The 19,893-nt window shown below is 63.9% G+C and carries 18 protein-coding genes; 8 read left to right on the top strand and 10 right to left on the bottom strand.

Annotated features, from left to right (window positions below; genetic code table 11):
- Positions 1–60: 60 nt before the first annotated feature.
- A complete protein-coding gene (locus tag HYR72_13230) occupies positions 61–444 on the top strand; it encodes a DoxX family protein (protein MBI1815935.1) in 384 nt (127 codons plus the stop codon).
- Between the two features lie 38 nt (positions 445–482).
- Here the strand turns inward: HYR72_13230 and HYR72_13235 are convergent, their stop codons facing one another.
- The 8 genes from HYR72_13235 to HYR72_13270 all read right to left on the bottom strand — a co-directional run bounded on the left by HYR72_13235 (position 483) and on the right by HYR72_13270 (position 7,315).
- The gene (locus tag HYR72_13235) at positions 483–695 is read right to left on the bottom strand and encodes a hypothetical protein (protein MBI1815936.1); all 213 of its coding nucleotides are present in this window, start codon (positions 693–695) and stop codon (positions 483–485) included.
- An 87-nt stretch (positions 696–782) separates the two neighbouring features.
- Positions 783–965 (bottom strand): hypothetical protein, encoded by a 183-nt coding sequence (locus tag HYR72_13240; protein MBI1815937.1) that lies wholly within the window; start codon positions 963–965, stop codon positions 783–785.
- Positions 966–1,190: 225 nt separating this feature from the next.
- Complete coding sequence (locus tag HYR72_13245) at positions 1,191–2,267, bottom strand: hypothetical protein (protein ID MBI1815938.1); 1,077 nt, start codon at positions 2,265–2,267, stop codon at positions 1,191–1,193.
- Positions 2,268–2,272: 5 nt separating this feature from the next.
- Positions 2,273–2,932 carry a TetR/AcrR family transcriptional regulator gene (locus tag HYR72_13250; protein ID MBI1815939.1) on the bottom strand — a complete coding sequence of 220 codons (660 nt, stop codon included), beginning with the start codon at positions 2,930–2,932 and terminating at the stop codon, positions 2,273–2,275.
- 76 nt (positions 2,933–3,008) lie between these two features.
- Positions 3,009–4,250 (bottom strand): NYN domain-containing protein, encoded by a 1,242-nt coding sequence (locus tag HYR72_13255; protein MBI1815940.1) that lies wholly within the window; start codon positions 4,248–4,250, stop codon positions 3,009–3,011.
- 214 nt (positions 4,251–4,464) lie between these two features.
- A complete protein-coding gene (locus HYR72_13260) occupies positions 4,465–4,917 on the bottom strand; it encodes a hypothetical protein (GenBank protein MBI1815941.1) in 453 nt (150 codons plus the stop codon).
- On the bottom strand, positions 4,914–5,090 hold the full coding sequence (locus tag HYR72_13265; GenBank protein MBI1815942.1) for a hypothetical protein: 177 nt from the start codon (positions 5,088–5,090) through the stop codon (positions 4,914–4,916). The genes HYR72_13260 and HYR72_13265 overlap by 4 nt, the downstream gene beginning before the upstream one ends.
- Positions 5,091–5,146: 56 nt before the next feature.
- Positions 5,147–7,315: a hypothetical protein gene (locus HYR72_13270; GenBank protein MBI1815943.1), complete on the bottom strand. Its 2,169-nt coding sequence runs from the start codon at positions 7,313–7,315 to the stop codon at positions 5,147–5,149.
- A 628-nt stretch (positions 7,316–7,943) separates the two neighbouring features.
- Between HYR72_13270 and HYR72_13275 the strand changes: the two genes are divergently transcribed.
- Positions 7,944–9,104 (top strand): PD40 domain-containing protein, encoded by a 1,161-nt coding sequence (locus tag HYR72_13275; GenBank protein ID MBI1815944.1) that lies wholly within the window; start codon positions 7,944–7,946, stop codon positions 9,102–9,104.
- 27 nt (positions 9,105–9,131) lie between these two features.
- Entirely contained in the window at positions 9,132–9,974 is an 843-nt protein-coding gene (locus HYR72_13280) for a DUF4215 domain-containing protein (protein MBI1815945.1), read from the top strand.
- Positions 9,975–10,201: 227 nt separating this feature from the next.
- Here HYR72_13280 and HYR72_13285 read toward each other — a convergent pair whose 3' ends face one another.
- A complete protein-coding gene (locus tag HYR72_13285) occupies positions 10,202–10,525 on the bottom strand; it encodes a HigA family addiction module antidote protein (GenBank protein MBI1815946.1) in 324 nt (107 codons plus the stop codon).
- 14 nt (positions 10,526–10,539) lie between these two features.
- Positions 10,540–10,818 carry a type II toxin-antitoxin system RelE/ParE family toxin gene (locus HYR72_13290; protein ID MBI1815947.1) on the bottom strand — a complete coding sequence of 93 codons (279 nt, stop codon included), beginning with the start codon at positions 10,816–10,818 and terminating at the stop codon, positions 10,540–10,542.
- 504 nt (positions 10,819–11,322) lie between these two features.
- Here HYR72_13290 and HYR72_13295 point away from each other — a divergent pair.
- The 5 genes from HYR72_13295 to HYR72_13315 are packed head-to-tail and all read left to right on the top strand — an operon-like array spanning position 11,323 to position 19,864.
- Complete coding sequence (locus HYR72_13295) at positions 11,323–12,819, top strand: cytochrome c (GenBank protein ID MBI1815948.1); 1,497 nt, start codon at positions 11,323–11,325, stop codon at positions 12,817–12,819.
- 15 nt (positions 12,820–12,834) lie between these two features.
- Positions 12,835–14,280 (top strand): hypothetical protein, encoded by a 1,446-nt coding sequence (locus HYR72_13300; GenBank protein ID MBI1815949.1) that lies wholly within the window; start codon positions 12,835–12,837, stop codon positions 14,278–14,280.
- 24 nt (positions 14,281–14,304) lie between these two features.
- Positions 14,305–16,698: a cytochrome c gene (locus HYR72_13305; GenBank protein ID MBI1815950.1), complete on the top strand. Its 2,394-nt coding sequence runs from the start codon at positions 14,305–14,307 to the stop codon at positions 16,696–16,698.
- Positions 16,699–16,715: 17 nt separating this feature from the next.
- Complete coding sequence (locus HYR72_13310; protein MBI1815951.1) at positions 16,716–17,612, top strand: hypothetical protein; 897 nt, start codon at positions 16,716–16,718, stop codon at positions 17,610–17,612.
- A 38-nt stretch (positions 17,613–17,650) separates the two neighbouring features.
- Positions 17,651–19,864: a hypothetical protein gene (locus HYR72_13315; GenBank protein MBI1815952.1), complete on the top strand. Its 2,214-nt coding sequence runs from the start codon at positions 17,651–17,653 to the stop codon at positions 19,862–19,864.
- Positions 19,865–19,893 lie beyond the last annotated feature (29 nt).

The following is a 19,893-nucleotide window of genomic DNA, read 5'->3' on the forward strand; positions in this document are numbered from 1 at the left end:
TGATAGATATATCATTAGCGGTCGGCGCTCTACCCCGGCCGTCGAAGGGAGGATGGATCGATGAGCTACCTGGTGTTGGCTGGACGGATCTTGTTTGCTGCGATCTTTATTGCGGCCGCTCCGCGGCACTTCACTGGCGAGGGCATCGCCCACGCTGCCGAGCTTGGGGTCCCATTGGCGGGCCTGCTGGTCCCGGTATCCGGCGTGATGTCGGCGCTCGGCGGGGTGAGCATCCTCGTCGGCTATCAGACCAGGATCGGCGCGTGGTTGCTGGTGGCCTTCTTGGTTCCGGTCACCGCCATGATGCATGCGTTCTGGACCGTCAAGGAACCGCTGTTGATCCACACGCAGCAAGCCATGTTCATGAAGAACCTCGCACTCCTCGGCGCGGCGCTGCTCATCGCCTATTTCGGGGCCGGCCCGGCGAGCCTGGACAATCGCTGACAGCTGGCACTGACCACTCGACCGGGGCGGACTTGGTGCTACCACCCTTCGTCCGGATCGGGGACATCGCCGCGGAGCAGTTCGGCGTCGGCTTGGTCGCGGAGTGCCTTGCTCCGCCGCTGTGCGGGGTCGGCGGCGGCGCGTTCCTTCATCGCAATCAGGTCCGCTTTGCGCACGATGGGAATCGAGATCGCCCCGACTTGGAATCGTTCGGCCCGTTCGATCATCGGATCGAACGCGGCGTCAAACACGATCTGAACTGGCTCGCCGCTGCGGTGCCGGAAGTTCAGACTGTGACGGAAGTCTCCTCTAAATTGAAAGCCGGCGGCGATGAGTGCTTAACGCAGCGCGATTTGGTCAGCCGTTGACAGCACCGCGATATCGGTGTCGGCGGTGGCCCGCGGCACGCCTGAGTGAATGCCGACGGCGACGCCGCCGATCAGCGCGCAGGTGACACCGATCTCCTCGAACACCCGGGCGGTGTCGAGCAGGGCCGCGATCTTGTCGCCGGACTCAGACATGGCGGTCCCCTTTCCGTGACGCGCCGAGATCAAGATGCGATCGCGCGCCGTCGCTGTTGAGATTGCCGTTAGGATCCGTGCCGGACTCGATTCCACAGCGCGGAGGTTATCAGGGATGCGGTCGAGTTTGAAACGACTGATGCTTGCTTGAGGTAGACTTCGCGTGAAGACCGCGGGAGCCGGCGGAGGGGGGATGCCGGCTCCCGCGGGTGTTGCGGAGGGAAACTAGCTGGCGATGGAAAGTTCCGACTGCGCCTCGAACCGGTCGCCGTGGATCATGCCGATGCGGCGGTACTCGGGCTCGGTGCGTTCGGTGATCAGGCCGAGGCGAAACAGGTTCGGCATCACCGTGTGCATGAAGATCTCGCTGTTGAGCGCCGGCCATTCCGGCATCGCCAGCGTGCTCTGCACGACGTTGTCGGGATCGAGTCCGTACTTCGGCCCGAGCAGCCGCAGCATGTCGAGTTGCTGATTGGCGTTGAGCGCTTCGAGGATCGCGAACGCAAAGTCCTCCATCTCGCGCAGCTCTTCGGGTGTGCAGTCCTTCACCACCTGGCGCATGCAAAGGATGCCGAAGGCGGCGTGGCGCGACTCGTCGAGTTGGACGCGGCGGATGATGTCCTTCAGCAGCGGGTTGGTGGTGGCTTTCGAGATGGTGTCGAAGATACCGACCGCCATGCCCTCGAACAGTGTCTGCATGCCGAGCGTCTTGAGCTTCCACGTCGGCGCTTCGAGCAGCATGTCGAGCAGGATCTTGAGCGTCGGATCGATCGGGTGCAGCGTGCCCATTTTACGGTGCAGAAACTTGGAGAGCACTTCCACGTGACGTACTTCGTCGATCACCTGCGACCCGGCGTAGAACTTCTGATCCATCAAAGGGCAGGCGTTGGTGAGCTGGCCGCACAGCTGCATCGCCGCCTGCTCGCCGTGGAGCAGTTGCGAGATCAGGTGCGCGAACTCATCCCAGGCTGACTCGCGGCAGGTGGTTTCGTCGACACCCATGGTGGTGAGGATCGACGGCAACATCAGCGCGCCCATCTGTGGCATGAACCACTCGTTGCGCGGGAACGGCATCGACCAGTCGATGTCGGTCTCGGCGTTCCACTGGCCCTTCTTGCCGCGCTCGTAGAGGTTGCGCAGCTCCTCGACTTCGCTGCCGTACTCCCAGGTCCAATGGAGATCGAGCGGCACGTCGACGTCGAGCTTGCTGCGCAGCTTGGCGACTTCCTGTTCGTCGACGAAGTCGACGACGGCAAACTCGCCAAAGGCGCGCCGGTGATCGGGTAGAATTTTGTTCGTCATTCGGTTCAATCCTCCTCGTGATCAGAATGAGCGCGGCCACTGGCCAAGCCGTGGCGGAGCAGCGCTTTGACTTCTTGTTTGCGTCGCTTGATCTCAATCGGCGTGAACTGCGAGCGGCCGAGCAGATCCTCGCCGAGCTGCCCGGATGCGAAGTGATAGATGGTCAAGCCGATCAGACTCTGCAAGGTGTGGCCGATGTTGGCGGCGCGCAAGTGACCCGCCGCCATGCCTTCGCGCAACAGATCGCCCGCGGTGGCGAGCAAACGCTTGGTGGTGGCATCGACGTGCTGCTCTTCTTCGCTGGTGCCGGTGAGGTCGTCGTCCTCGAACAGCGAACGCAACAGCAAGCGCGCGTGCGAGGGACTCTCACCAAGGAAATCGACCAACGTGTCGAGCCAGCGATCGATACGCGTGAGCGGATCGCCGCCGGCCGCCAGCGCGCGCGTCATGCGCAGGTCGATGTGGTCGAGGATGCGTCCGACTACCGCGGCGTAGAGATCGACCTTGCTCTTGAAGTGATGGAACAGCGACGACTTGCTGAGCCCCGCCGCTTCGGCGACCTCACTCAGTCCCACGCCGGCAAAGCCGCGCCGAGCAAACAAATGCTCGGCGGCTTCCAGAATTTTGTCACGCGGGGTGACTTCAACAACTTGGGCGTGCGCCATTTGACCGACCGTTCGGTCTACGATTACCGACCGATCGGTCGACAGTCAAGAGCGAAACCGTCTCGACGAGAAAAATTTAGACGCGGTTGCCGTTGGCGTCGTTGTCCTCATCGGGCGGTGGCGGTACCACGTTGCCATCGAGCGTGGCACCAGTACCGGACTGGTTGGGACGCCGCCGGCCGCGCCCACCGCGCCGGCGTGATCGCCGCCGCGGCGCGGCCATGGCTGTGGTGGGCGGATCGGCTTCTGGCGCGTCGGATTCGGCTGCGCCGGATTCGGCTGCGCCAGGTTCGGGTGCGACAGCTACAACAGCAATGTCACTCTCCGCCGCTGTTTGCGCGCTGCTACCGACGCGCACCATCCCGTTGGGGCTGAGTTCGATGTCCTTCAACTTACGCAACCGGGTGACCAGTCGCGGCGAACCCGGCGGTCGGGTGAAGCCTTCGCTCTTCAGTGCATTGGCGAGCACGTCGAGATTGACCCAGCGATGGGGATCACCGCCCGCCAACCGTCCGATCACGGCGGCGATCTGTTCGTGCGAGGCGGAACGCCCTTCTTCTTGGAGCTGCGCGGTTGGAATTGAGGACTCGGTGAGGCGCGGTCGATGTGGCGCGGGATGAACGGCGGGATGCGCAACAGGATGCGAAGCCGACTGCGACTGTGGCGCATGCGTCGTATGTGCCGCCGTGCTGGGCCGGCGCCGGCCGCGGCCGCCGCGGCGACTGTGCCGGCGCGGTTCACTACTTGAGGTGGACGACGCGGTTGTTGATGCCGCGACCGTCTTGTAGGAGAGCCGCTGGAAGGTCACGCCGCGCACCGCGGCGAGGTCGCCAACCGCATCGAAGGCGCGGTCGGCTGAAATGATCTCCAAGCGATCGCCCGGCGACGATTGGCCGAGCCAACAGCCGGCGGCGACGGCGATCCACAGATCGCTCCAATCGCGCACGCCAGTCGCCGGCGCGCTGTGGACGAGTTGCGCGCCGAGCGCGGCCAGCCGCCGAGCCAACCCTTGCGCCACCGACTTCCAGTTGCCGACCGCCGTGACTTCGGTCGGCTGCACGGTGCGGTCGACGGCGAGCGCATCGATGACCCGCATGAGATCGACCTCGCTGCTGGTGTTCTCGACGTCGATGAAGATCGCGCGCCGCGCTCCACCGGCTGCTGGCAGCGACCGCTTTGTCGTTGCCTTCGCGCGGCCCGGCTTCGTCGTGGCCGCTGCGCGTTTCGGTTTTACGGCCGCGCGCGCCGCGGGCTTCGCCGTCACCCGTCGTGCGCGCACTTTGGTTGCCGGCTTCTTGGCGGCAACCTTCTTGGCCACGGGCGTTTTTCGCTTTGTCGATGCTGCTGCCATAGGGTTCCTTCCCAAACGAATGAATCAATCAATGGATCTGCGCGGGATCTGCGCGTTCACTCGCGCTCGCGCTGTTTGCGCTTGTTGAGATACCGCAGGATGCGGAAGTGGATATACGTGAGCAGCGCGGCAATTGGAATGCCGAGCCCGAAGGTCACGAGGATTTGTCGGGTCTCTTCCTTCATGGTGCCGGCTCGTGTTGTTCGAGTTCCTGCACCCGCCGTTGCAAGCTGCGGACTTGATCGTGCAGTCGCTCGATCTCACTCTCGCGGTCCGCGGCCTGGGGCGCATCAGCGGGCAGACCGTGAACCGTGATGTCGGCTGGATCGCGCACGGCGATCTCGGACACCTCGCGGAACTTTCGTACTGACCCGCGCACCGTCAGCGACTTGCCGACGTAATACTGTTCGGGTGCGGGCGGGAAGTGATCCAACCAGCCGAGGATCAAGACGACTTGCACGCTCTGCGGATCGTCATCGAACAGCAACCGTACGGTGCTGCCCTCGACGCGAGTGGAACACACGATGCCGCTGACGCCGTCCGCGTTGGCCGTCGCGAGGTCTGTGGCCGCGCCAGCGCTGGTGAGCATCACCAACACCGTCGCCGCACTCCGCAGCCAGTGTGACCCTCTCACAACTTGAATTCCTTCTCCGCTTCGTGGGCGGCGCTTTCGTGGTCGCCCGGCACCAGTTCGTTGAGCTTGCGAAACACGATCTCGATCAATTTGTCGAGTCGGCGATACTCGCCCGAGTGCGCGGCCGCGCGCGCCACGCTCACCGCTAGTCGCAACTTGTCGTCCGTGGTCATTGCTCCTCCTCAGGAGATGCGGGTTGGTTATAGGCGCTGTGGCCGCACACGACAACTCATTGCTTGATCTCGCGCCAACGGTACGAGCCGGCCAGAGCCAGCAATGCCACCAGCGTGATGGCGGCGCCGATCTGCAGCGGCACCGGGCGAAATACGCATCGCAATTCGTGCCGTCCCGCCGGAGCGAAGACCGCGCGCAGTACGCCATCGGCGCGATAGATGCGAGTCGGTCGTCCGTCCAATTCGGCCTGCCACCCGGGGTAGAAGATCTCGCTTAGCACCACGAATCCGTCGCGGGTCTGGTCGATGTCGACACTGATCGAATTGGCGCCGTAATGAGTCACGCGCGCCGAGCCAATACTGCTGGACGCGCGCGGCGGCTGTTCGAACGGCGCCTCCTCGAACAGAACGCGCTGACGGGAATCGAAGTCGCCGCTGCGCAGCGCGGCAATGACGGCGTCGCGATCGGGTAGTACTTGCCAATCTCCGGGTTGCATCACCGGACCCGACGCGTTCGGATCGCTGAGGAACTCCCACCGCCAGCCGGTGGGGTCGCGAGTCATGGTGTAGCGGACGTTGAGGAGCGATAGCACAAATGGAGTCGGGCGCGAGGTGAACGCGGCGTCCGGAATGGAGTTGGGCGACACCGAATACCACGGCGTAGCGGTGAGCGCCGAGATGAGATCGGCGTAGTCGCGTAGGACCAGTGGCGCAATGCCGTCGACGGTCGAGCGCTCGATCGCATATCCGGCGTTGCGGTGAATCACCCCCGGTGGCAGCCATACGCGATAGAGATCGACGTCGGCGGTGAGTTGCTGCAGCAGCGCGGCTTCGCGTTCGGGCTTGCCCGGCAGAAACTGAAACAGGGTCGGAAAGTGCAGCGCATTGGCGGTGAGATCGACAAGCAGCAGCAGGAGAGCACCAGGCACCAGCCACGCGGGACGTCGACGCAACCCGTGTAGCACCAGCGGACTGAGAACCAACAGCGCCGCCTGCCACCAGGGGATGCCGGCTATCAGGCCGGCGATCGCGAGGGCACCGCCGAGCACGACCACCCAACGTCCAACCTCCCGGTGTTGCAGCCGATCGAAGCCGAGACCGCCAAGGATGCACAGCGCCAAGCAGCACATCAGGGCCTCACGCGCGTGGACGCGCAGTGAAGCGTAGCCTGGCACCGCGTAGTACCAAAGCCAAAACAACGGCGTCGCGTCGGCCAGCATGAGGCCGGTGCCGAGCGCGAACAGTCCGCCGAAGGCGCGCACGCGCGGGTCGCGCCACTGCGGCAATGCGCAGAGCGCGGCGAGGATCGTGAGCACGGCGGCGTACGAATTCGTCTCCCAGCGAAAGCCGAAGCCGCTGAGCGGAAGACTGGGAAACAGCCACAGCAAAAAGTGACTCGGCGGAAATCCCACTTCTGCCGCGTACTCCGGACCGGCCGCGGCCCGAATGCTGAGTCGGGCGAGTTCGGCGGTTGGCAGCAACTGGACGGCCGATAGACCCACGCCGACACCGAACACTATCAACAGGCCGCGCGCGGCAAGCCACCAGGGTGTGACTTCGCGGCGTAACGGCATGCGCAGGACCTGATAGAGCAGGGCGGCCAAGCCGGTCATCCACGCCACCGGAATGCAACCGGTCAGAATCTGCAGGGCGAAGGCGACGCCGGCGCGCCGATACGGTCGCCAGCTCCCGTCGCGAGTGCCCACCTCGATGCCGGCGAGCACCCACGGTAGATACGGCGCCGATTGCACGAACATGCTGTGTCCGACGAAGGCGCGCGCAACGAAGTAGCCCGAGCACGCGAACGCGATGGCGGCGAACATCGCTCCCGAACGTCGCATCCGCAACGCGCGCCCCAACACCAACACCCCGGTACCGGCGATGGCAAGATGGATGATGGTGCTGACAACCAACCCCAGCCCTTCGAGCAGCGGCAATAGGAACCACTCGATCGGATAGAACACCTGTGACGACGGGTCGGCTTGAAACGGCCGGCCGGAGAAACTCCACGGTGCCCACAACGGCAGCGTGTGTTCATGCGTGATCGTCCGCCACAGAAAGCGGCGGCTGAACCCGATCATCTGTTCGTAGTCAGTGCCGCGCAACAGCTCGTTGCCATTGCGCAGAAACACCAACGGAACAAATGCGACGATGATCAGGATCAGCAGCAGGGCGTCGGTGTGCGTATCCGTCAGGCGCAACCAGTGCCCGCGCAGCCGGCGCATACTAACGCTCCGCATCCGCACGCCCCGCAGCGACAGCGGCGGCGCACGGCGAGCCCGACGACGTTGTGGCTCTGAGACCCTCGAAGCCGATACCCAGCATGCTCGTGCAGCGACTACCACGCGCGCACTGCGCGACTCAATGCTGGCACCCCCGCGTGTCGATGCTCAGGGAAAATGTCGGGGTTAACTGCTCGGTGGTTCTGTCCGCCCCGCCGGCAGAAGAGTCGGACGGACCGGATGAGCGTGCGAACGCGGTCTTGGAGGGCTACCGCGAGTACAACAACCGGCCGCTTTCCGGAACCCTGCCCTACTTGGTGCCCCGCGCGTCGTGAGTCTCGATGGGGTGCGGGTGTGTAGCCTTGAATTGCCGCACAACGACGTTGGCGCTTCATCCGTAGCTCACACCCGTAGTTTCATCTTGACGGCCGACAAGGCCGCGCGCTACATATCAAGCCGAATGATTTACGGATCCGATTCAATGGTCGAAACGGACTGAACAGAACACGATGATCGTTGTCCGGAATGAGAGGAGGCGGCGATGACTGAGTCGAAGGCTTCACACGCACGCAGAGGAATGGTCCCGCCACCTACCACGGCGCTTCGCGGGCGTGCGGCTAGCTGGCGGAGAGTGTGGCCGCGCTCGGGGGGCGCGGTCAAGTTGGTACTCTGCCTCCTGGTATTGGCGGCAGGGCACCCGGCGCGCGCCTTCAACCTCGAGCGGGTGAGCGTCGACAGCGCCGGTGCGCAGGGGAACAGCGATAGCGATACCGCCTCAATCAGTGCCGACGGCCGCTACGTGGCTTTCAATTCGGGTGCCAGCAACCTCGTCGCTGGTGACACAAACGGTTCTCTCGACGTGTTCGTCCACGACCGAGTGACTGGCACCACTGAGCGGGTGAGCGTCGACAGCACCGGCGCACAGGGGAACAGCTCCAGCGGTAGCCCTTCAATCAGTGCCGACGGCCGCTACGTGGCCTTCACGTCGAATGCCAGTAACCTGGTTGCCGGTGACACAAACGGTTTTGCAGACGCGTTCGTCCACGACCGAGTGACCGGCGCCACCGAGCGGGTGAGTGTCGACAGCATCGGTGCGCAGGGGAACAGCGGTGGCTATGCCGCTTCAATCAGTGCCGACGGCCATTACGTGGCCTTAGTGTCGGATGCCAGCAACCTCGTTGCCGGTGACACAAACGGCTTTGCAGACGCATTCGTCCACGATCGAATGACCGGCGCCACCGAGCGAGTGAGCGTCGACAGCACCGGTGCGCAGAGCAACGGCCGCACTTATACCGCTTCAATCAGTGCCGACGGCCGCTACGTGGCCTTCGGGTCGGGGGCCAGCAACCTGGTTACCGGTGACACACATGGTTACGTAGCAGTGTTCGTCCACGACCGAATGACGGGTGCCACCGAATTAGGGAGCGTCGACAGCACCGGTGCGGCGGGGAGCGGCACCGCCTATGCCGCTTCAATCAGTGCCGACGGCCGCTACGTAGCCTTCGCGTCGGATGCAAGGCTCGTTGCCGGTGACACAAACGCGAATGGAGACGTGTTCGTCCACGACCGAATGACCGGCGCCACCGAGTTAGTGAGCGTCGACGGCACCGGTGTGCAGGGCAACGGCGTCAGCTATGCCGCTTCAATCAGTGCCGACGGCCGCTACGTGGCCTTTGGGTCAGAAGCGAGCAACCTGGTTGCTGGTGACACAAACAGTTCCGAAGAAGTGTTCGTCCACGACCGAATGACCGGAGCCACCACGTCGGTGAGCGTCAACAGCACCGGTGCGTAGCGGAACAGCTACGGCAACGCCGCTTCAATCAGTGCCGACGGTCGTTACGTGGCCTTCGAGTCGTATGTCAGCCTCGTTGCCGGTGACACACACGGTCATGTAGACGTGTTCGTGTCAAGTGATTGTAGCGTCAGTAGCGCTGCAGTCTGTGGTGACGGGGCACGTGCCCCCGGCTGCGAGCAATGCGATGACGGGAACACTGTGAGCGGCGATGGTTGCTCAACGACCTGCCAGAGCGAGCTGATTCCCGGCGGCGGCGTTGCCCGTACGGATTGCACGCAGGAGTGGTTGGCGAATCCCGTTCCGGCGCGGGACCGCAAGAGTATTCCCAAGAACCAGTTACAGTGCACCGACGACGTCCCCGGCTGCGACTTTGGCACAGCGACCGGCGACAAGGCGTGCACCTTTCAGGTCGCACTCTGCTTCAATGCCGCTGAACAGCGCTTCAATTGCACGCCGACCGACGTCACGCGCGTGCAACTGCAGCGACCGAAAGAGGTCAAGCCGAAGGATGCCATCGACCAAGGCAACCGCGACGCCTTGGAGGCCGCACTGACTGGAATCGGTGGCGTGGTGCGCGGCGCGTGCTCGAACTCCGGGCCGCACCACGGCGAATTCTGCACCGCGAACAGCGACTGCGACTCCACCCCCGGGAGCGGCAAAGGCGTGTGCACAGGCCGCTTCGTGGCCTTTCAGCCGTCGCTCACGACGACCAATGCCTGCACCGCCTACGCGTCGATCACCGTACCGCTGCGGCAAACGACGACGGGCTTTTCCGCCGGCTACGAGACGCTCAGCCTCAAGGCCACGCGCTCGGACACGAAGAGCGACAGCGATACGCTGACCCTGGTCTGTAAGCCATCGCCGTGAGTTGAGGGGTCTAAATTATCAACCACAGCGGCGCGCTGGCGACGTCACGACCCACGCCCCTTCGCTGTGTCCCCTTGGCCAGTTCCGCAGGGAGTTCGAGGCCCTGTATCGAATCGTCGAGATGACGCCGCTGCAGTTCGGGCACCGAGGTGACCGCGCTTCCGCGATCCCTCAGCGGCAGGTGTCGGTGTGATCCGTTTGCATGATGATTTCATCATCACACGAGGTCAGTGGTGCGTCGCCAGCGCGCGCTCTGCGCCGGCTGGCGGGGCTGTGATCCGGCGGACCTTGATGCGGTGAGCGGTCTTCTCTGCTCGGGCGAGGTCGTACTGCATCTGAAGGCCGAGCCAGACCTCTGGGCGGCTGCCGAAGGCCTTGGATAGGCGTATCGACATCTCCGGAGAAATCCCGGCCTTGCCGTTGACGAGATTGTTGAGGGTCTGACGCTTCACGCCGAGTCGCTCGGCCGCCTCAGTGATGCTGAGGCCCAGCGGTTCAATGCACTCTTGCCGGACAATCCGGCCGGGGTGCGGTGGGTTCTTCATGGGCATGGCCGTTTTCCTTCCTAGTGGTAGTCGACCAGGTCAACATCGTAAGCGTCGCCTTCCCGAAATCGGAAGATGACGCGCCAGTTCGCTCGGACAGTCACACTCCAAAAGCCCTTGAGATCTCCCTTCAGAGGGTGGAGTCGGAAGCCGGGCAGGTTCATGTCTTCAGGCTGACGGGAGCGATCCAGAACAGCCAGGATGTTTTCTACCTTCTCGAGGTGATCCGGGCGGATGCCTTTGGTCTCCCCGTTCTCGAACAGCCGCTTGAGGCCCCTATGTCTGAAGCCTTGAATCACGGACCATCATGAAGGTGACAAGCGGCAGTTGTCAACGCCCTCCTCGCGGCAGGCGAACAGCGGCCGAGACAAGCGCGAGGGGTGTATCGGCGAGATCGCGGATGCCATACGTGCTCTGGGCCTAAGACCACGGCGAATCTTCTCTTGCGGTGACCGGGGCGGCCGAAGTAGAAGGCGAGCGCTCGACGATCGCAATGACACGGGAGGCAAGTCGCTTATGGTGCGAACCGATCGCGACTCTCGAACAATGAAACTCGATCCCGAACCGCTGTCGCTCGCGCGAGACGGCCTCTTTCCAGGAAGTCCCGGCAGTGGTTCCGTCATGCCGGCGAAAGCCGGCATCCATGCGGGGGCGAGTGATCGAGCCTGGATTCCGGCGTTCGCCGGAATGACGATTCGGAAGATCGCTCCATTACATATACATAGGCAAAGCCGGCGTTACGCGACGAGCGAGCTGTGGTTGGTTCGTCGGCCACTCGTGCCCGACGTGATGCCGGGTCTCTCATGACAACGAAGTCAGGACCCCGTTGCCGAGCTGGGCTGCTCGCCGCGGCGGCCGTGTTCGCGCTTGCGACCGCTTACGGCGCCTGGATGTTTCTGCGCGATGTGGCGGTCGACTACGCCGGCGAGGAAGATCACTTCAAGTACGGCTCCACCGGCGGTGAGCGCGCGTCCGGGTTGCCGTATTGGATCTGGCGCGCGATTCCAGAATTGTTTCCCGAGTATCTCCCCGATCCAAGCGGTGGCTACGCGTCGTTGGGGTTCATCTTTGAGGACCGCAACGACTTGCCGGACAAGAGTCTGCCGGTGGGGATCTCGAAACGACACTATCGGGGGATCGACCGCGTGTATCTCAACTGCGCTGCATGTCACACCGGGCGCGTTCGCGACACGCCGGCCAGCCCACCGCGCGTGATCGCGGGAATGCCGGCGAACACGTTCGATCTTGGCGCCTTCCGAGATTTTCTCTTCACGATCGCGCTCGACGCGAAGTTCAACTCCGAACGTTTCATGCTCACCATCGATCAGCTCGGGGCACGCCTTGGGCTGCTCGACCGCTACGTCGTCTATCCGCTCGCCGTGTATCTCGTGCGCGAACGCTTGCTGATGTTGCGCAGCCGCTTGCAGTTCACCAACCATCCGCCGTGGTGGGGCCCGGGGCGCGTCGACACTTTCAATCAACCGAAGGCGCTGCTCAACTTCCGCATGGACAACGCGCCGCCGCAAGAACTCATCGGCAACAACGACTTTCCGTCGGTCTGGAATCAACGCCCGCGCGAAGGCATGCGGCTTCACTGGGACGGCAACAACAGCATCGTCGACGAGCGCGACCGCAGCGCCGCATTCGGAACCGGTGCGTTCCCGCCGACGCTCGATCGCGCCAGCCTCGCCCGCGTCGAACGCTACTTGCTCGACGCCAAGCCGCCGGCGTATCCGTATCCCATCAACCAAGGGCTCGCGGCGCGCGGGCAGCTGCTCTATCGCGAATATTGCGCGGGCTGTCACGCCACCGACGGCACTCACTTCCGACCGGGCGACGGCAAAGTCGGCACTGTTGAGCCGATCGCCGCGATCAAAACCGATCCGTGGCGACTCAACTCGTACACCTACGAGCTGGCGCTGAATCAGAGCCAACTCTACGCCGGCTACGGCGCCGAGCGCTTCCGGCATTTCCGCAAGACGTTCGGCTACGCCAACACGCCGCTCGATGGCGTGTGGCTGCGCGGCCCGTATCTGCACAACGGTTCGGTGCCGACGCTGCGCGATTTGTTGGAACCGAGCGCGAAGCGGCCAGAGTTCTTCTATCGCGGTGACGATGTCTACGATGCTCACCGCGTCGGCTTCCGTTCCGATGTCGGAGCGGAGAACGGTCATCGCTACTTCCCGTTCGATACCGGCGAACCAGGCAATGGCAACTTTGGGCACGAAGGTGCGGCCTTCGGTACGGAACTGCGCGCTGCCGACAAGGACGCGCTGGTCGAATACTTGAAGACGTTTTGAACACGGAGCGACGTGATGGACAAACCGACTCGATCGCGGTGGCGTGTAGCGATGGTGATCTTCGCGGTGCTCGGCGTTGGTGTCGCCGGGTTGGCATACGTCGGCTGGTACAAGTTACTGCGCGAAGTGCCGGTGAAGTACGCGTTCCGCAGCGACGCCGAGCGTTTCATGTATGGCTCGCTGGGAGCGGAGAACGATCAAGGCATTCCGTACTGGATCTTCGTGGTGTTGCCGCGCGTGTTCCCAGAGTACTTACCCCGTGCCGGCGGTTACGCCGCGCTCGGGCTGCCGTGGCAAGAGGGTCACGCACTCCCGGTTGGCTTTCCGAAACGCATCATCGGATTTCCGCGCGTCGGCAACAACTGCGCAGTCTGCCACACCGCGACCTATCGCACGCAGCCGGACGAGACGCCGCACTTCGTGCCCGGGGGGCCCTCGCACACTTCGAACGCGCAGGCGCTGTTGCGCTTCCTCACTCGCTGCGCCGCCGATCCACGTTTCAGCGCCAACACGCTGCTGGCCGAGATCGAGCAGAACTACCACTTGGGCTGGATCGATCGCGTGCTGTACCGCTTCGTCATCATCCCGCTGACCAAGAAGCGGCTGATCGAACGCGGCGAGAGTTTCGCCTGGATGAACCGCCCCGGCTGGCCGGATTGGGCGCCGGGTCGCGACGATCCGATGAACCTGACGAAGTATTTCATGTTGCACCTGCCGATGGACGACACCGTGGGCGCCGCTGATTTTCCCGCGATCTGGAACCTGCACGCGCGCCCCGATCAGTTGCTGAACTGGGATGGCGCGACCACCTCCGCGCGCTCGGTGATCATCGATTCGGCCCTCGGCTTAGGCGCGCCGCCGCACGATGCGTTTCTAAAACAGATGCAGTGGCTGGAAGACTTCTTGCGCACGTTGCCGCCGCCGAAGTATCCACTGCCGATCGACCCGACGCGCGTGGCGAGCGGCAAGCCGGTGTACGATCGCTACTGCGCGGAGTGCCACGCCGAAGACGGCCCGCGCACGCGCAAGGTGATCGACATCAACGAGATCGGCACCGATCGCAATCGCCTCGACACCTGGACGCAGGCGGCGGCCGACGGCGCCAATAACACGGTGAAGAGTTTCGGCATCGATCGCTCGCCGATGATCAAGACCAACGGCTATATCGGCCATCCGATGGACGCCATCTGGCTGCGCGCGCCCTATCTCCACAACGGCTCGGTGCCGACGCTGCGTGCGCTGCTCGATCCACCGGCGCAACGGCCCACCGTCTTCTACCGCGGCTACGACGTGCTCGATCCGGTCGACGTTGGCTTCATCAGCACCGGCGCCGAGGCCGAGCGTGTCGGTGTCCGCTTCGATACCCAGGTGAAGGGCAATGGCAATCAGGGGCACTTGTACGGTACACAGCTTCCGACCAACGAGAAGGATGCGTTGATCGAGTATCTCAAGACACTGTGAGGGACCTCAGGGGAGGAGAGGAGCATGACACGTCGCTCAATCGTTTCGGTTGCGATCATGTTGTTGGTCATCGCCGCGCGTACCAGCTTCGCGGCGACGCAGTCCAGCGTGTGCGATACCACGCCGGGTCTCAGCGAGTCTGAACGCGCCGGCTGCCGGATCTGGATCTACGCCACCGCCGGTGATCAACGCTTTCACACCTATACGTTCCAACAGCGGATCGGTGTGCTCGTCGATTGGTTCCTGGTGCTGCACAGCGCCGCGCGCGATCAGCGCTTCAAGACGTGGGGACTCATCAACGACCCGGATTGCTGCGTGCCCGGCACGCCCAACTGTCCGGCCAAGAGCCTCGACGAAACCTACGGCTTCGATTGGTGTCCCGGTGATGAGGATCTCCTCAAGTTCGTCGGCAAGCCGGGCTACCGCGACCCGGCGTGTGACTTCAAGGATGTGCCGCTCGCGAAAGATGATCCGCACGGCCCGGCTGACCAACGCCAGAATCCCTGCGACCTCGCGTTCGGTACTTCGACTGGCGCACTCGGCTTCCGCAAGTTTCCCAATCCGCGCTTCAATCCCGCGGCGTGGACGAAGGTCAACGGCCACCCCGGAACTTGGGAAGGATTCGACCGCAAACTCAGCACGGATCAGAGCAACCCCGACTCACGCATCAGCCGCATGGCGGACGGGTCGATCGAGCCGCCGTTCCTGGTCGGCATGGCGTGCGGCGCCTGTCACATCGCGTTCGATCCGGTCCACCCGCCGAGCGATCCGGCGCATCCGCGGTGGGCGAACATTCTGCCGGCGGTCGGGAATCAGTACCTTCACATCTCCGAAATTCTGGCGTCGGGCATGACCAAGCACGCGCTCGAATGGCAAGTCTTCGCGCACGCGCGGCCGGGCACCGTCGACACCTCCGCCGAGCCCAACGATCAGATCGACAACGCCGGCACCATGAATGCGTTACTCGACCTGCCGCGCCGGCCGACGTTTCAGGAACAGGTGACCAAGTGGCGCAAGGTGCAGGCGTGCCCGGCGGGCGCGAACGACGATTGTTGGTGCGAGCCCGGGCGCACCGGCAAGTGCTGGCTGCGCAGCACGCAAACCGAAGCCGTCATGCACATTCTGAAGGACGGTGCGGACAGCATCGGCCCGCTCGAAGCGCTCCAGCGCGTCTACATCAACATCGGTTCGTGTTCCGAGCAGTGCTGGCTCAATCACCTCACCGATCTGCGGCAGCTCGATCCGGCCCAGCGCAACTTCGGTCAGACGCCGTTCGAGATTGGCCAGTGTCGACGCGATTGCCCGAACTTTCGCGCCATTGAAGACCGGCTGGCAGACATCCTCAACTTCCTGCTCTTGACTCGCGCCAACGAACTCTACGAAGCGCGCGGCCTGCCCGATGCCGGCGACCTCGTCGAGCAGCTCGACGGCGAGTTCGGCGCCGGTGCGGTGTCGCGCGGCAAGCATGTGTTTGCAGCCAACTGCGCGCGCTGCCACTCGTCACAGCCGGAGCCGTTCGACAATCGCGACTTCCGCGAAACGGTCGCGCTCGATGGCCGCAACATTCGCAAAGACTTCCTCAGCACCGATCAGCCGCTGCTGGTCTCCGAGATCGGCACCAACCGCTGCCGCGCGCTGCACTCGAATCACATGAAGGGCCATGTGTGGGATCAGTACGCCTCCGACACCTACCATGCGCGGCCGCCCGACCCGAATCTGAAGGAGCCCGACGACGGTGGCCGCAGCTACTATCGCAACGTCTCGTTGGTGAGCGTGTGGGCGCATGCGCCGTTCATGCACAACAACGGCATCGGACCCGAAATCTGCGGCAGCGAGGAATTGTATCGATCGCCCTATGTCGATGCGCAAGGCCAGCTGCTGGCTAACCCTCCCGCGTGTTGGCCGTACGACCCGAGCGTCGCGGGTCGCTACAAACTCTACAAAGCCTCGATGCATGAGCTGTTGTATCCGAAGCAGCGCATTCCGAAGACGATGAAGCTAGACGCCGACATCATCGTCGATTTCGGTCCCAAGATCTTCGGCGCGCAGCACGCGGAGGGCATGGCCATCCGCATCCCGCAAGGCACCAACGTCGGGTTGATGGGCAACTTCCAACACAAGCAGTTCGTCATCGATCTGGTGCTGGCGCTTACCAATCAGGACACACTGCGCACCAGGTTGGCGACACGCGTCGGGCCGGACAAGGCCAGGACCTATGCCGACGACATCCATGCGATCGCGCTCGAAGTCGTCAAAGCACCGACGAAGATGATCGACATCGTCGCGGCGCGCTTGCCGATGCTCTTGGAGCTGTACTCGTCGTGTACGGATAGCGTGGAGAACGACGGCCATCGCTTCGGCGAGGATCTGCCCGACGCGGACAAGAACGCGCTGATCGCGTTCCTGGCGACGCTGTAGCCGGACAGGAGGGAGCCATGCGAGTCGATTCAATCGGGCACTATCACTTGCTTGTAGTTGCGGCAGTCTGCGCGGTGTTGATGGGCTGCCATCCCGAACCCAGTCGGCCGGCGGTCAGCTTCGCGCCGTCCGGCGACGGCAAGGGCTACCATGACAAGATGGATCTCGCCAAGGTCGAGCAGACGCAGCCGCTCAGTCGCGCCGAGCGCAACCAACTCACGCCGCAAAATCTCAAGACCCTCACCCAGGAGGAGATCGATCAGATCTACGCGCGGTTGACCGCCGGCCCGATTCCGGATGGACCGTTCGATGGCGGCGTCTACTTCGCGCAGGGTACGGGCTTGGACACCATCGCGGAACAAGTCGGTGGACTGAAGGGTGCCGTGATCGAGCTGAAAGCCGGCGCGCTGCAGCATCTGGCGGAGACGTTGTGGCAAGGCAAGGTCTTCTACCGCGATCAACGCGTGTTGCGGAACCGGATCGAGAACACCGCACTGCTCACCCCCCTGCTTGGCGGCGATCTCGGTGACCTCAAAAACATTGCGAAGATCAGCGTGAACGGGAAGGACGCCTGGTTGCTGTTTCCGGCGAAGCTGTACTGCGGGCAAAGCTTGCTCGATAGCCGACGTGAGTCGATCATCATCGATTACGCGTTTACCGACGAGGTCGAGGGCTATCGCGAAATGCCCGACAAGCTCGCAGGGCGCAACGGCTTCCAAGTGCGCGATGAAATTCGCATGGTACGCCCGGGCTTCTACCTTGGTCGCGCCTATCTCGGCCGCGTGTTTGCGCTGAACTTCACCCTCTACAACGAGGAGCTTGCCAAGCGCGACGGCCCGGCGTTCGACGACAACAAAGCGATCGCCGAGGATTGCTGGATGGGAACACAGGTGCCAGTGGCCACCGCAAAGTAACAGGGCGCCGTCGCAGGGTGCGTGAGAAGCGAATAGCTGTGTCTGTCATTCTGAGCCCCTCGACTTCGCTCAGGATGACCATCACGGTGTTGGTGGGCGTTGCCCTGCTCGGGCTGCGCTCTCCCGCCAGCGCCGCCGAGCCGTCGCACTGGGCAGTCGATCCCATGCAACCGGGCGACAACCTGCCGCCCGTCGGCCGCTCGCTGTTCGACTTTCTCGTCACCAAGCGGGACGGACCCACGATTCGTTACAACGTCCCGTTTCCGTTCAACGCGCTGCTGGCGACGATCGATGCGCGCTTCGAACATCCGGCCGGGGGACCATCGCCCCTCAAGCGCGTGTTGATTCCGCTTGGTCGTTCGTTGCAACGGCTAGCGGCGGCGCCCGAATTCTTCGCCTTCCCGCGCGTCGTCGTCGCTGTCGACGGTGAGGGAGTGGCGCCGCCGGGGCAGTCTGGGATGTTACTGAAGGATCGCGTCTATCTCGGCTACCAAGAGAAAGGCAGCGTCGTGGAAGTCATCAGCTACAACGAGGCGGCTGCGCGTTTCGAGTTTCAAGTAGTGAAGGACTATCGCCCCGGCGGTTCGCCGCAGGTGTTCTACGCCAATCGCACGGTGTGTACCGCCTGTCATCAGAATCAGGCGCCGATCTTCTCGCGCGCCGAGTGGCAAGAGACCAACGCGAATCCCGCCATAGCGAGTCTGTTGCACGGCGTGCGGCGTGAGTTCTACGCCGTGCCGATCGATCAAGGCGTCGACATCCCGTTGGCAATTCAGAATGCCGCCGAGCGCGCCGACCGCTTCGCGGCGGTGCAGCGGCTGTGGCAGCAAGGTTGTGGCGAAACGGAGGACGCGGCGGTCGCGTGTCGTGCCGCAGCACTGATCGGTGCGCTGCAGTATCGTCTTAGTAGCGGCCGCGGATTCGATCGCCGCGCGCGTGCCTACCGCGAGGACTTCGCTCCGGTTGTGGCGCACCAAGTTGACACGCGTTGGCCCGGCGGTTTGCAGATTCCGAATCCGGATTTGCCCAATCGTAATCCATTGCAGGGCTTCGTTCTCGCTGACGCTGCCGACGTCGGAACAGAGATGTTGCGAGCGGCCAATGTGGCTGCGCCCTTCGACCCGCTCAATCCGCGTGCGCCGTTGGAGGGATGGAGCGCGGAGGCCAGCGATCGTCTGATCACTGGACTAACCGAATTCCTCACCGTCGCCGATGTGCGCGCCTTGGACGAGGCGCTCGCCAGCAAAGCCCACGGTGCCGCCCGTCACCGTTACACCACGCCGTGTCTGTTCACTGCGACGTGCAAGGGTTCCGCGCTCGGCCGCATGAAGGTGCTCTGTGAGGGCGAGCGCGTGCAGATCGACGGCCGGCTCTATTTCGATGACGACGCGGTGAAGAGCGGCACGCTGACGCGCGTCACTATGCCCGAGGCGGAGGAGATCCGCGATGTCCGCGTGGCCACTGGGGCTGTCGAGCGTCGCGGCAATGAATCCATCGTCAGGCTCGACCTCGCATCAGAGGATGCTGGCCTGCACGTGCGTCGCAGCGATGGCCACGCGGTCGAGCGGATCGAGTTGCAATGGCCGGCCACTCTGCCGAGCAGCGCTCCTGGCGAGTTCAGCTTCTTGGGTCAGGCCACCGTGGTGATCGTCGAGGATTTTGCGACGGTGCCTACCGCCGTGGCGCGGCTGGTTCAGCAGGCGCGCGCGGGCAGCTCCGACGCGTTGTCGGCACAGCCGTTTCGACGCGCCACCGTGGTGCGCTCGCTGCAAGCTGAACTCGGCATGTCGCCTCGCGCGTGGTGTTGCGAAGACGCTGCCGGGATGCCCCCCGCTCAGATGGAGACAGGCAACGACGGCGTCCCGCGCCCGCCGGATTTCGGCGCGACCGCCGAGCCCGCGCTGGCGCTGTTCTATTCGCACTGCGCGTTCTGTCACCAGGGCAGCGCTCGCCTGCCGCCGAACTTTCTAACCGGCACCGCCGAGCAAGTGCGCGCCAAGCTGGCGCACTGCGCCGAGCGGATCTACGCGCGCTTGGACATGTGGCAGCTCCCCTCCGCGCAGCGCCCGAAGACGCCAATGCCGCCGGCGACGTTGCAAAACGGCGTCGATGCGCCGCCGCATCCCGACTACCTCGTCCTCCGCGCCTACGCGGCGCGACAGCTCGCGAGTCAGGGCGGGCACGTCCCGCGAGCGGCGGACTATCCGCTCCGCAACTACGAAGACTTGCAGCCGTGCCTGCCCGCATCGTGAGGCGGCGTTGCTTGCATCGCGACGCTTGT

Source organism: Deltaproteobacteria bacterium, assembly GCA_016178705.1.
In the GTDB taxonomy this organism is placed as follows: Bacteria; Desulfobacterota; Binatia; order HRBIN30; family JACQVA1; genus JACOST01.

What these genes read in the sequence shown, in the direction of transcription:
- HYR72_13230 (MBI1815935.1), top strand. Translation starts at nt 61, where the DNA reads ATGAGCTACCTGGTGTTGGCTGGACGGATCTTGTTTGCTGCGATCTTT.
- HYR72_13240 (MBI1815937.1), bottom strand. Translation starts at nt 965, where the DNA reads ATGTCTGAGTCCGGCGACAAGATCGCGGCCCTGCTCGACACCGCCCGG.
- HYR72_13245 (MBI1815938.1), bottom strand. Translation starts at nt 2,267, where the DNA reads ATGACGAACAAAATTCTACCCGATCACCGGCGCGCCTTTGGCGAGTTT.
- HYR72_13250 (MBI1815939.1), bottom strand. Translation starts at nt 2,932, where the DNA reads ATGGCGCACGCCCAAGTTGTTGAAGTCACCCCGCGTGACAAAATTCTG.
- HYR72_13265 (MBI1815942.1), bottom strand. Translation starts at nt 5,090, where the DNA reads ATGACCACGGACGACAAGTTGCGACTAGCGGTGAGCGTGGCGCGCGCG.
- HYR72_13270 (MBI1815943.1), bottom strand. Translation starts at nt 7,315, where the DNA reads ATGCGCCGGCTGCGCGGGCACTGGTTGCGCCTGACGGATACGCACACC.
- HYR72_13285 (MBI1815946.1), bottom strand. Translation starts at nt 10,525, where the DNA reads ATGCCCATGAAGAACCCACCGCACCCCGGCCGGATTGTCCGGCAAGAG.
- HYR72_13295 (MBI1815948.1), top strand. Translation starts at nt 11,323, where the DNA reads ATGACAACGAAGTCAGGACCCCGTTGCCGAGCTGGGCTGCTCGCCGCG.
- HYR72_13300 (MBI1815949.1), top strand. Translation starts at nt 12,835, where the DNA reads ATGGACAAACCGACTCGATCGCGGTGGCGTGTAGCGATGGTGATCTTC.
- HYR72_13305 (MBI1815950.1), top strand. Translation starts at nt 14,305, where the DNA reads ATGACACGTCGCTCAATCGTTTCGGTTGCGATCATGTTGTTGGTCATC.
- HYR72_13310 (MBI1815951.1), top strand. Translation starts at nt 16,716, where the DNA reads ATGCGAGTCGATTCAATCGGGCACTATCACTTGCTTGTAGTTGCGGCA.